Source organism: Paraburkholderia caffeinilytica (genome assembly GCF_046030355.1).
Lineage (GTDB): Bacteria > Pseudomonadota > Gammaproteobacteria > Burkholderiales > Burkholderiaceae > Paraburkholderia > Paraburkholderia caffeinilytica_B.
In genome coordinates this window covers 48,600-60,071 of the sequence record NZ_JAQQCQ010000008.1, presented here as the reverse complement: position 1 = coordinate 60,071, position 11,472 = coordinate 48,600, and the positions used below count along the sequence as shown (strand labels likewise).

The 11,472-nt window shown below is 63.0% G+C and carries 13 protein-coding genes; 6 read left to right on the top strand and 7 right to left on the bottom strand.

The window, feature by feature from the left end; translation table 11 throughout:
- Positions 1-3: 3 nt before the first annotated feature.
- From PQQ95_RS14395 to PQQ95_RS14370, 6 genes are all read left to right on the top strand, one after another.
- Positions 4-249, top strand: coding sequence for a 4Fe-4S dicluster domain-containing protein (locus PQQ95_RS14395; protein ID WP_030102639.1), 246 nt, complete (start codon positions 4-6; stop codon positions 247-249).
- Between the two features lie 64 nt (positions 250-313).
- Positions 314-1,744, top strand: a complete 1,431-nt coding sequence (locus tag PQQ95_RS14390; RefSeq protein WP_408438055.1) for an ABC transporter substrate-binding protein — start codon at positions 314-316, stop codon at positions 1,742-1,744.
- A gap of 40 nt (positions 1,745-1,784) precedes the next feature.
- The gene (locus PQQ95_RS14385) at positions 1,785-2,639 is read left to right on the top strand and encodes an ABC transporter permease (protein ID WP_408438054.1); all 855 of its coding nucleotides are present in this window, start codon (positions 1,785-1,787) and stop codon (positions 2,637-2,639) included.
- Entirely contained in the window at positions 2,636-3,424 is a 789-nt protein-coding gene (locus tag PQQ95_RS14380) for an ABC transporter ATP-binding protein (protein ID WP_408438053.1), read from the top strand. Before PQQ95_RS14385 ends, PQQ95_RS14380 begins: the two co-directional genes overlap by 4 nt.
- 55 nt (positions 3,425-3,479) lie before the next feature.
- A complete protein-coding gene (locus PQQ95_RS14375) occupies positions 3,480-4,478 on the top strand; it encodes a HEAT repeat domain-containing protein (protein WP_408438052.1) in 999 nt (332 codons plus the stop codon).
- A complete protein-coding gene (locus PQQ95_RS14370) occupies positions 4,475-4,753 on the top strand; it encodes a DUF971 domain-containing protein (RefSeq protein ID WP_408438051.1) in 279 nt (92 codons plus the stop codon). The genes PQQ95_RS14375 and PQQ95_RS14370 overlap by 4 nt, the downstream gene beginning before the upstream one ends.
- A 57-nt stretch (positions 4,754-4,810) precedes the next feature.
- Here PQQ95_RS14370 and PQQ95_RS14365 read toward each other — a convergent pair whose 3' ends face one another.
- The 7 genes from PQQ95_RS14365 to PQQ95_RS14335 all read right to left on the bottom strand — a co-directional run bounded on the left by PQQ95_RS14365 (position 4,811) and on the right by PQQ95_RS14335 (position 11,382).
- Positions 4,811-6,880, bottom strand: coding sequence for a family 2A encapsulin nanocompartment cargo protein cysteine desulfurase (locus PQQ95_RS14365; protein ID WP_408438050.1), 2,070 nt, complete (start codon positions 6,878-6,880; stop codon positions 4,811-4,813).
- Positions 6,855-7,787, bottom strand: a complete 933-nt coding sequence (locus PQQ95_RS14360; RefSeq protein WP_408438049.1) for a family 2A encapsulin nanocompartment shell protein — start codon at positions 7,785-7,787, stop codon at positions 6,855-6,857. Before PQQ95_RS14360 ends, PQQ95_RS14365 begins: the two co-directional genes overlap by 26 nt.
- A gap of 109 nt (positions 7,788-7,896) precedes the next feature.
- Positions 7,897-8,172 carry a helix-turn-helix domain-containing protein gene (locus PQQ95_RS14355; RefSeq protein ID WP_408438048.1) on the bottom strand — a complete coding sequence of 92 codons (276 nt, stop codon included), beginning with the start codon at positions 8,170-8,172 and terminating at the stop codon, positions 7,897-7,899.
- Positions 8,169-9,146 (bottom strand): serine O-acetyltransferase EpsC, encoded by a 978-nt coding sequence (epsC, locus tag PQQ95_RS14350; protein WP_408438047.1) that lies wholly within the window; start codon positions 9,144-9,146, stop codon positions 8,169-8,171. Before epsC ends, PQQ95_RS14355 begins: the two co-directional genes overlap by 4 nt.
- A 41-nt stretch (positions 9,147-9,187) precedes the next feature.
- Positions 9,188-9,655, bottom strand: coding sequence for a rhodanese-like domain-containing protein (locus tag PQQ95_RS14345; protein ID WP_408438046.1), 468 nt, complete (start codon positions 9,653-9,655; stop codon positions 9,188-9,190).
- Between the two features lie 220 nt (positions 9,656-9,875).
- Positions 9,876-10,124, bottom strand: a complete 249-nt coding sequence (locus PQQ95_RS14340) for a hypothetical protein (protein ID WP_408438045.1) — start codon at positions 10,122-10,124, stop codon at positions 9,876-9,878.
- A gap of 142 nt (positions 10,125-10,266) precedes the next feature.
- The gene (locus tag PQQ95_RS14335; protein ID WP_408438044.1) at positions 10,267-11,382 is read right to left on the bottom strand and encodes a porin; all 1,116 of its coding nucleotides are present in this window, start codon (positions 11,380-11,382) and stop codon (positions 10,267-10,269) included.
- Positions 11,383-11,472 lie beyond the last annotated feature (90 nt).

The following is an 11,472-nucleotide window of genomic DNA, read 5'->3' as shown; positions in this document are numbered from 1 at the left end:
GTCATGTCTACGACACCGCACAACATTTTCCAGCGCAGCGCCGCGCCCGTCACGATCGACGAAGACAAATGCATCGCCGACAAGGGCTGCACGGTCTGCGTGGATGTATGCCCGCTCGACCTGCTCGCGATCGACCTGACCAAAGGCAAGGCCTACATGAAGTTCGACGAATGCTGGTACTGCATGCCGTGCGAGAAGGATTGCCCGACCGATGCGGTCAGGGTCGACATTCCTTATCTACTGCGCTAGCAGCGGACTTTCCAGATTCCAGACCACACACAGCGCTGTTTCCCTACCAATCGGGGCTTAACTCATGAACATCCGCCATCTGCTTGCCGCAACGCTCCTTGCGAGCGGCCTGTTTGCACTCACCGCCGGCGCGGCGCGCGCCGAGACGATCCGCGTCGCGATCGGTACGCAGGACACGACGATCAATTGCGCGACCGGCGGCCTGCTGATCCGCGAACTGAACCTGCTCGATAAGTATTTGCCGCACGACGGCAAATACAAGGACGTCAAATACGACGTGCAATGGAAGGACTTCACGTCCGGCGCGCCGATCACCAACGAAATGGTGGCGGGCAAACTCGATTTCGGATCGATGGCGGAGTTTCCCGGTTCGTTGAACGGTGCGGCCTTCCAGAAGGCCGGCAAGCAGAGCGTGTTTGTCACGGTACTGTCGGGCAGTATCGACGGCAGCGGCAACGGCATCGTCGTGCCGGGCGACTCACCGATTCACTCCATTGCCGACCTGAAGGGCAAGACGATCTCGGTGCCGTTCGCTTCGGCTGCACACGGCATGTTGCTGCGGGCGATCAAGGCTCAAGGCTGGAATCCGGACACCGACGTGAACATCATCACGCAGTCGCCTGAAGTGGCGGGCAGCGCGTTGAAGGCGCACAAGATCGACGCACATGCCGACTTCGTTCCGTTCGCCGAACTGTTCCCGTTCCGCGGTTTTGCGCGCAAGATTTACGACGGTGCGCAGACGCATGCGCCGACCTTCCACGGCACGCTCGTCGATGCGGATTATGCGAAGCGCTATCCGGAGGTGGTTGTTGCGTATTTGCGCGCGGTGATCGAAGCGAACCAGTTGCTGGCGCAGGATCCGGAGAAATACAGCCAGTTGATCCAGAAGGTGACCGGCATCGACGCCGAAGTCAATTATCTGTTCCATGGGCCGCTCGGTCTGCAGACGCGTGATCTGACGTGGAAGCCCGAATACCGGCAGGCAACCGTCACGGCCATCAGCACACTCAAGCTTCTCAAGAAAACCGACGTCGATCTGGACGTCAATACGTTCATCGACGATCGCTATATCCGCGAAGCGTTCAAACAATCCGGACTGAACTACGACGCCGCGCTCAAAGACTACGCGAAGCAACCGCTCGTCGCCAATGACGCGCAAACGGGTAAGCGCATCACCGATTTCCGCAGCGCGACGCAAGTCTGGATCGACGGTGAAGGCAAGGTGCGCAACTACGCCTCGGCTCAGGAAGCGTTCGCGGCGCTCAACACGCTCGAGCAAGGCGGCAAGAAAGCGCGCGTCGTGTACGTTCAGGACCGTTCGAGCGGCCTGAAACTGTTCGCCGGGCAGGCATGGTACGTGAAGGACGCCAAGGGCAACATCAGCGCATTCCTGCTGAAAGAAAGCGCCGATAGCTACGCGAAGCAGGTGGACGGCAGCGTCGTGGATTTCGCCGCCGCGAAGACCGACGCCACGCAAGCGGTCGCGGCGCGCTAACGGCTCGTCAAGCGGCGTTCATCCATTACGGGAGTCCTCGATGTCAGCCATTCTCGAAGCCACGGAAAGCGCGAGCATCCGGCGTACCGCTGCCATCCAGCGGATCTGGAATCCGGCCCGTCTCGCACGCGCGCTGACCCGATTCGCGTCGGTGCTGGTGTGCGTCGGTATCTGGCAGGTGCTCGCCGGGCATCACGTCTCGTTCGGTGTTATGACGTTCGCCAATGTGCCGGCGCCGAGCGACGTCGTGCCCGCGGCCTGGGCTCTCCTCCACTCGCCGAAACTGCCGATGCACCTTTTATCCAGCGTCATGCGGGTGCTGGCGGGCTTTGTCGCGGCGAGCGTGGTCGGCATCGGGCTGGGACTTGCCATCGGGCGCTACCGCGCATTCGAGGACGCCGTCCTGCCGCCGCTCGAAGTATTGCGGCCGATTCCGGCGGTGGCGTGGATCCCGCTTGCCATCCTGATGTTTCCTTCATCGGAGATGAGCATGATGTTCATCACTTTCATCGGCGCGCTGTTTCCGATTCTGCTCAATACGATCCACGGCGTGGAAGGCGTCGATCCGCGGCTGGTCGCCACGGCACGCTCGCTCGGCACGCGCGGCGGTGCGCTCTTCAGCGAAGTGATCCTGCCGGGCGCGGCGCCCGCCATCGTTACGGGTCTGTCGATCGGCATGGGTACCGCATGGTTCTGTCTCGTCACCGCCGAAATGATCGCCGGTCAATACGGGATCGGCTATTTCACATGGGAGTCGTACACGTTGCAGAACTATGCGGACATTGTGGTCGGCATGCTGCTGATCGGCGCGTTGGGGATGGGCAGCAGCGTATTGGTGCGGCGCGTCGGGCTGGCGCTGATACCGTGGTATCGCATGGAGGCGTCGCAGCGATGAGCACCGGATTGCAACTGGAATCGGCGGGCCGCATCGACGTGCGCGCGTTGAGCGTGGAAGTCGGCATGCGCGAGCAACGGTTCACTGCGCTCGATCAACTGGACTTCACCGTCGAACCGGGCGAGTTCGTCTGCGTGCTCGGGCCGTCGGGATGCGGAAAATCCACGCTGCTGGCGGCGCTCGCCGGCCACGTGACGGCCAGTGCGGGCGAGATTGTCGTCGACGGCGAGCGGGTCGTGCGCCCGCATCCGGAGCGCGGCCTCGTATTTCAGCAGCACACGCTCTTTCCCTGGAAGCGCGTGATTGACAACGTCGCGTTCGGTCTGAAGATGAAAGGGCTCGCCACCGACGAACGGCGCCGGCAAGCGAGCGAGCTGCTCGATCTGGTTGGCTTGAGCGGCTTCGGCACGCGCTATCCGGCACAGTTGTCGGGCGGCATGCAACAGCGCGTGGAAATCGCTCGCGCGCTGATCAACCGGCCGCGTGTTCTGCTGATGGATGAACCGTTCGGCGCACTCGACGCGCAAACGCGCCGCATGATGCAAACGCTGCTGCTCGACGTATGGACGCAAATCCGCACGACGGTGCTGTTCGTCACGCACGATATCGACGAAGCACTGTTTCTTGCCGACCGCATACTCGTGTTGTCGCAACGGCCTGCACGTATCGTCGCTGATCTGCGCAATACACTCGAACGGCCACGTGGCGACGAAACCACGACCGAAGCGCAATTCATCGAGATCAAGCGCCATTGTCTTGCGCTGTTACGCGAAGCGGCAGCTTAACGTGAGCAACCAGCATATCGAACGCATCTGTTTCACTCCAGACACTATTCAATTCATGACCGACATTTCGCTTCCGCTCACGTTCGACCCCGATTCCCTCGATCCGGAAGCCGCCGCCCTCCTGCCGCGCCTCGCGTCTGCGGACGCTGCGGTACGCCGCATCGCCCTCCTTGCGCTCGCTGACCTCGAAGACGAAGCGGTGCTCGGACCGATTGTCACCGCCTTGCGCACCGACCTCTCATCGGACGTTCGAGCGCAAGCCGCCGAGGTACTCGGCGCATGGGAGCGCACCGACACAGTAGCGGCGCTCTGCGAAGCATTGGCAGACCGTGAGGAAGAAGTGCGTGACGCCGCCGCGCAGAGTCTGTCCAATTTGAAGGACCCGGCATCGGGGCCGTTACTCGCACCGTGGACCACGCACGACGATCCGTTCGTGCGCCAGGCCGCGCTTCGCGGTCTGCGCGAATTACGCTATACGGGCGCATTGGAACCCGCGCTGGCCGCGCTGAACGCGAGCGAAGACATGGTGCGGCTCGAAGCCGTGAGCGTGCTCGGCTGGTTGAAGAACGAGCGTGCGCTTGGCCCCCTTACCGTCATTGCCGCGCAGGATCCGAGCGCCGCCGTGCGGCGCGCGGCAATCGGCGCGTTGGGCACAGGGGCAGCGGCGACAGATGAAACCATCGCTGCGTTGCTGAGCGCATTGCGCGATGCCGCCTGGCAGGTTCGTGAAGAAGCGGCGGCCACGCTCGGCAAACTACGCGCGTCGGGCGCACAGGATGCGCTGATCGCAGCGCTCGACGACGACTACTGGCAAGTCCGTTTACAGGCGGTCCGCGCGCTAGGCAGACTCGGCGACACAACCGCGAGCACGCCGGTCGCCGCGCTGCTCACGCATGCGATCAGCAATCTGCGCAAGGAAGCGGCATTGTCGCTGGGAGAACTGGGCGATGCAGCGTCGTTGCCCGCCTTGCATGCGGCCGCAACCGATCCTGATCCGGAAGTCCGCAAGGCCGCACGTATCGCGTTGGCACAGATCGACAAGGCGCACGGATGAACGCGCCCGAACACGTGACGATTCATGCTGCGACAGAGCGACTATCCCTGACATGGGATGATGGTCAAACGCAGTGGATCGACAACGCCACGTTGAGGGAACGCTGCCCTTGCTCCACATGCCGTCGCCTGGCGCTTTCGGGTCACGCGGCGCGAATCGAACCGCACCTCGCGATTGTCGACATGCAGCCGATGGGCTACGGCGTACAGATCGCTTTCAGCGACGGGCACGCGCAAGGGATCTATCCGTGGGATTATCTGGCGGGGATTGCCTGAATTGTGCCTGAATGCTGACGTGAGAAAGCGGCGGCCGTCACCGGCCGCCGCTGGTCGTTAGCGTCGCGAAGACAGCCGGCGCACGACCGACACCAGCGCATCGACTTCATCGCAGGTGTTGTAGAACGCGAGCGACGGCCGCACTGTCGCTTCGACGCCGAAGCGGCGCAAGATCGGCTGCGCGCAATGATGCCCCGAGCGCACGGCAATGCCCTCTTCGTTGAGCGCCTGCCCCACTTCCTCGGTCTCGTAGCCCTTCAACACGAAGGACAACACGCTGGCCTTGTCGCGCGCGGTACCAATCAGACGCACACCCGGCACCGGTTGCAGCACGCTCGTCGCATACGCCAGCAGATCGTGTTCATAGCGCGCGATATTCTCGATCCCCACGCGCTGAACATAATCGATCGCCGCGCCGAGCCCCACTGCATCGGCGATATTGCCCGTGCCCGCTTCGAAACGATTCGGCGGAGGCTGGAACACGGTGCGCTCGAACGTGACGTCCGCGATCATGTTGCCGCCACCCTGCCACGGCGGCATATCTTCCAGAATCGCGCGCTTGCCGTAGACCACGCCAATGCCGGTCGGACCGAACACCTTGTGACCCGAGAACACGAAGAAGTCCGCGTCGAGCGCCTGCACGTCCACCCGCATGTGCGACACCGACTGCGCGCCGTCGACCAATGCCTTCGCGCCGGCACGATGCGCCAATTCGACGATCTCCTTGACCGGCACGACCGTGCCCAACGCATTCGACACCTGCGTGACCGACACGATCTTCGTACGGTCATTGAGAAGCCGCCGGTATTCGTCGAGCAGGACCTGGCCGCTGTCGTCGACCGGAATCACGCGCAGCTTCGCACCGGTTTGCGCGGCAAGCTGCTGCCACGGCACGATGTTGGCGTGATGCTCCAGGTGCGAGACGATGATCTCGTCGCCCTCGCCCACGTTCTTCACGCCCCACGTCTTCGCGATCAGGTTGATCGCTTCGGTGGTGCCGCGCACGAAGATGATTTCCTCCGGCGACGCCGCGCCGATGAAACGCTGCACCTTGCTGCGTGCAGCTTCGTACGCATCCGTGGCGCGGCCGGCCAGCGCATGGGCCGCCCGATGGATATTCGAGTTTTCATGCGCGTAGAAATACGCGAGCCGGTCGATCACCGCTTGCGGCTTGTGCGTGGTCGCGGCATTGTCGAACCACACCAGCTGACGGCCGTTGACGCGCTCCTGCAGAATCGGAAAGTCCCGGCGAATCGCATTCACATCGAATGGCGGATGGGCTGACGGCCCGGCATGCGGCACGCTGTCCTTAGCGCCTGGCGTCTGCCCAGGATAGCGCGACGTGTCGTTCAGATTCAGAAAATAATGCGAGGCGCCGCTATGTTCCGCCGGCGTCGTGCCCGGCGCCGACGGCGAGGCAGCCGGCCGGTCGTACGGGAAGCGCGGTTCGGAAAGCGGTTCATCGACACCAGGCAAACCGAACGATTGCGCGCTCACGTCATGCCAGCCCGGCACGACGATATCCGGCGACGCCACGCTCGAGGTGTGAGCTTGCCCCGTTTCGCCGAGGAAATAATAAGGCGATGCAGACCCCGGTGAAACCGGCGACGCAGGCGCTGCCCCGGCCGCGGACGGACGCTGTGCGCCATGCCCCTCCGGCACGCCGAGCGCGGCCCCGCCAAAGCGCGGATCGAGTGCCGGCGCAACGGTCACCGCGCTATCCGGCAAGCCGTTCTGCGCGACGGCATGAGGCGCCAACGCGGGCGCCCGATTACCCAGCGAGAGAACGTGCGTAGGCGCCGAAGGCAGCAGGTTGCCGCCGGGCACATGGCCCTGCGGCAACGCGGCACCAGGCACGCCGGTGCCCGCGCCGCCCGGACCCGCGAGCGGCGACCCGGCCGGGGCCGGATTGCTGATCTCACTGGTCACCGGCGCCGTGAACGGCAACGTGGCGGCCACGCCGGACGCGCCGCCCACCTGCGGAGCGTTCCCCGGCAACGCCGAGAAGAACGCATTGGCCAGCGACGCTAACGTCGCCGGATCAGGCAACCCCGCGGGCGGACCGGTCGGCACATCGTGCGGCAGGACGCTATCCATGGGCTTACTTGTAGGTGTCTGGGTAGTCATGGTACTTGCCGATCTCCACGTCATCGAGAACTGCCAGCGCGTCCGGCGAATGCACCGCGAGCGAGCAATAGAGCGAGATCAGATACGACGCGATCGCATGGTTGTTGATGCCCATGAAGCGGACCGACAGACCCGGACCCTGTTCGCCGGCCACGCCCGGCTGGAACAGACCGACCACGCCCTGGCGCTTGTCGCCCACGCGCAGCAGCAGGATCTTGGTCTTGCCGTCGGCCACCGGCACCTTGTCCGACGGAACCAGCGGAATGCCGCGCCACGTCAGGAACTGCGAGCCGAACAGGCTGACGGTCGGCGGCGGCACGCCACGGCGCGTGCATTCACGGCCAAACGCGGCAATCGCGAGCGGATGCGTCAGGAAGAACGCCGGCTCTTTCCATACCTTGGTCAGCAATTCGTCGAGATCGTCCGGCGTCGGCGCACCGGTCAGCGGAAACACGCGCTGTTCTTCGGCCACGTTCGCGAGCAGGCCGTAGTCCGGGTTGTTGATCAGTTGGCTCTCTTGCAGCTCCTTGATCGTTTCGATCGTGAGGCGCAGTTGTTCCTTGATCTGATCGTGCGGGCTGCTGTACAGATCCGAGATCCGCGTGTGTACGTCGAGCACCGTGCTGACCGCATTCAGGAAGTACTCGCGCGGTTGCTCTTCGTAGGGCACGAAGGTGCGCGGCAGGATGCTTTCATCTTCGCGCGCGGTGCAGGCTGCCTTCACGGCTTCAGGATTCTTCACCTGGTTCAGGCGATAGATGCCCGCCTCGACCGGCAGCCATTGCAGTAGATGGGTGAGCCAGCGGGGCGTAATCGTTGCGAGTTGCGGAACGGTTTTGGTGGCATTGGCTAGTTGCCGTGCTGCGGTATCGCCGAGCGCCGTCAGGCCGCCCACTGTTGCTGTCATCTGTTGCTCCGGGGGTTGATATAAGAAAAACGGGAAAGCTTATGAACGAAACTGATTATGGGAAGGCGTCCTCAGCCGTTCAACATGCTATAGACGGCAAAGCAGCGGTCTAACGAGGGGACGCCGGATCGACGAGAGCGGAATGCGAGCGTGCGGCGACGCTCACGCCATCAGGCGAGTGGCCGAGCAAGCGCTCGACCGGCACGTTGAAAGCACGCGCAAGCTTGTCGAGCGTGACAATCGACGCAATAGCAGAACCGCGCTCGATCTCGCCGACATACGACCGGTTGAGTCCGGCGTACTCGGCCAATTGCTCCTGCGACCAGCCGGACGCCTCGCGCAAGCGCCGCACCGCGGCGCCGAAGTCCCTGACGAGCACACTCATCGCGCGGCTCCCGCGGTGGCAGGTTCCGCGCTTGCCTGATCGCGAGGCGGCGGCTCGCGGACTACGGCGGCACTCGTGCCTTCGTTGCGCGATACAGCCTGCGTCACGTGTGAACCCGGCGCGACGTCCTGCGTGACCCACACATTGCCGCCGATCACCGCGCCCTGCCCGAGCGTGACGCGTCCAAGAATGGTGGCACCCGCATAAATCACGACGTCGTCCTCGACGATCGGATGACGTGCATGGCCCTTTTCCAGGTGACCTTGCGCGTCGCGCGGAAAACGCTTCGCGCCCAGCGTAACGGCCTGATAAACCCGCACGCGTTCGCCGATGATGGCCGTTTCGCCAATCACCACACCCGTTCCGTGATCGATGAAAAACCCCGCGCCGATCCGCGCGCCAGGATGAATGTCGATACCGGTTTGCGCATGCGCGAGTTCGGCAATGATCCGTGCCAGCAGCGGCAATCCCAGTCCATACAGCTCGTGGGCAAGCCGATGGTGGATCATCGCCAGCACGCCGGGATAGCACAGCAGGACTTCATCCACACTGCCCGCCGCCGGATCGCCGTGAAACGCCGCCAATACGTCGCTATCGAGCAAGCTGCGAATCGCCGGCAAGCGCGCCGCGAAAGCGCGCACCGCGATGCCGGCCTGCGCCTCGATCGTGGCGGCGGGCGGCGGTTGATGACGGCTGCGGTAGTGAAGCTCCAGACGCGCCTGGCTCAGCAAGGCGTGCAGCGCGGCGTCGAGCGCGTGCCCGACGTAGAAGTTTTCACTTTCCTGACGCAGATCGGGCGGCCCGAGCCGCATTGGAAAAAGCACGCCCTTGAGCGTCTCGATGATCTCCGAGAGCGCTTCGCGCCCCGGCAATTCGCGCCCGCCCGGTTCGAGCGAGCGCTTCTGCACTTCGCGCCATTGCTGGCGAACCGTCTGAAGCGCGTGGACAATCTCATCGACATCAAACACAGCCACAGCGATGACTCCCCGTAAAGTGCAGCTAAACGATCAGACTGTCAGTCCTGAATCCACGGCAGCCCATGAAAGCGCCAGCCATTGCTGGCGCCGCGCCGTTGCGCGCCGTCCAGGTCTCCTTCAAAACCTTCCAGAACATTGAATACCTGCGTGAAACCGGCTTTTGCCGCGGCTTCGGCAGCCAGCGCCGAGCGGTTGCCGCTGCGGCACAGCAGCAGCACGACGGCGTCCTTGCCGGTCTTCGCTTCCAGTTCGCGCGCGAAGCGCGGATTGCGCGTCAGGCTCGTGCCCGTCGCCCACGCGACATGCAGGCTGTCCGGCACGAGTCCGACGAATTTGCGTTCTTCGGCAGTACGCACGTCCACCAGCACGGCGTCGCCGGCCTGGACGAGCGCCCACGCATCCTGCGGCGACAGGCCGCCGGCATAAGGCAAACCGGCTTCCGCGGCTTTCGAGCGGGCGGCTTCAAGCAGCGCGTGAGTGGGTCGTTCTGCGAGTTCAAGCGTCATGACGTCTCCTTCGATGTTGCGCGAATCGGTACGCGCTGGTCTAAGCCATCTGCGATTGCAACCGCCTATAGCCATCAGGAGACACTATGAAAGAGAGTGAGCCGAAGCCGAACCAATTAATTTTCATTTCTAAAGAAGCATCGGTTCGGTCGCTCCGGCTCAACACAGCCGTGCTGCGTCCGCTCGCCGCGGATTTGCCGCGCCAACGCCGGCACGCAGGCTATTCCCGTGGGATCTCGAGCGGCACGACAAACATGCCCGCGGTGTATTCCATATGGAAATAACCGCAGCGCGCATAAGCCGCAATGCGTTCGAGGCGTTCGGGCGATGGGGCGGTATAGGTCGCGGCGGCCGTCTTGTCTGAGGAATGATCAGACAGGACGGGCGCGCGTTTTGACAATTGCTTCTGCAGGCTTCGGACAGGATGCCGAAGTCCGCCCCAGATATGCGTTGCTGAAAGTGTGGTCATACGACCTCCGTCGATTCATTGCGATATGAATGAATCTAGCGACCTGGATACGGAATCGCAAACAAGCTTTTGTGGATTGGTTTTCGGAGAACGTATCAAACCGTAATCAGGGTTTGCGCTGTTCGTGGCCGGCGCGTCAGGGCTAGAACAGTGTGCGAAGCCCCACCCGTACCGCCGTCGACGACTGACCCGTGCCGACATATACGCCATTGGCAAATACCGGCGCGGCCCCGCCGCCGAGGAACACCGGCGCCGCGCCACCCGATGCGCGCAGATAAGTCGCACTGGTATACACATCGGTGCGCTTCGAGAGCGCGTAATCGAGCAGGAGCGTTCCGTTCTGCCACTTCTGCGAGCCGAGCTTGCTGTACCAGTAGCCGCCCATCAGCGTCGTGGCGGGGGTGAGTTGAAACACCTCGTTCACTTCATAGGTCGGCATCGAACCGTTGTCGTGGCCAATGCGGAAATGTGTGTCAGTGAACAGCAACCGCGTCAAGCTCCTGCCGAAGCGATAGCTGCCGCCCACCCCGAAACTGCTGACGCTGTTCGCCAGCACAGGCGAGCCAGGCAGATCGGGGAAGAACGTCGTGCCGGCCTGGCTCGGCCCATTCAGGCCGAGATCATGCGTATCGGTGTACGCCGCGCCGAGGTTCAGCGGACCATTCGAATAACGCAGCCCGAACGCAATCACGCGCCCGGTACCCGCCGATACGGATTGCGAAGGAAATGCATACAGCGCGCCCGCTTGCAATCCCAGATAGTTCGGCGACGTGTACTTGACCGCATTATTGATGTGCAACGTGCCCGCGAGGTGATCGAAGTCGCCGGGGTGCCACGAGTACTGGCCGGCAACTTGCCCCATGGCAAACTGCGTGAGGTTGTCCCAGAAGAAGTCGTACTGCTTGCCGAGCGTGAACCGGCCGTAGGTTTGATTTTCGACACCCAGCCACGCCTGACGGCTGAACAGCACGCCCGATTGCACCATCGTGCCCGAGTAGAGATTGAAGCCGTTTTCCAGAGCGAAGACGACCCGCGTCCCGCCACCGATATCTTCCACGCCGCGCAGCCCCCATCGATTCGCCTGGATCGAGCCGTCGTTGGCGACGAAGTTCGAATGGCCGTTCACGTTGCTGAAGTACGTGATGCCCGCATCGATAATGCCGTACAGCGTCACGCTGCTTTGTGCATGCGCACTCTGGCTGCTCATGCTCAATGCCAGTACAGCGGTTGCGCTTAAGCTCAAGGCAAATTTTTTCATTGCTCGTCTCCAATGGTTTTATTTTTAAAAGGCAAAACGGTGCCCTCCCTCGCAGAAGGGATCTCTGTTCCCTGTCGGGAATGCCCGACG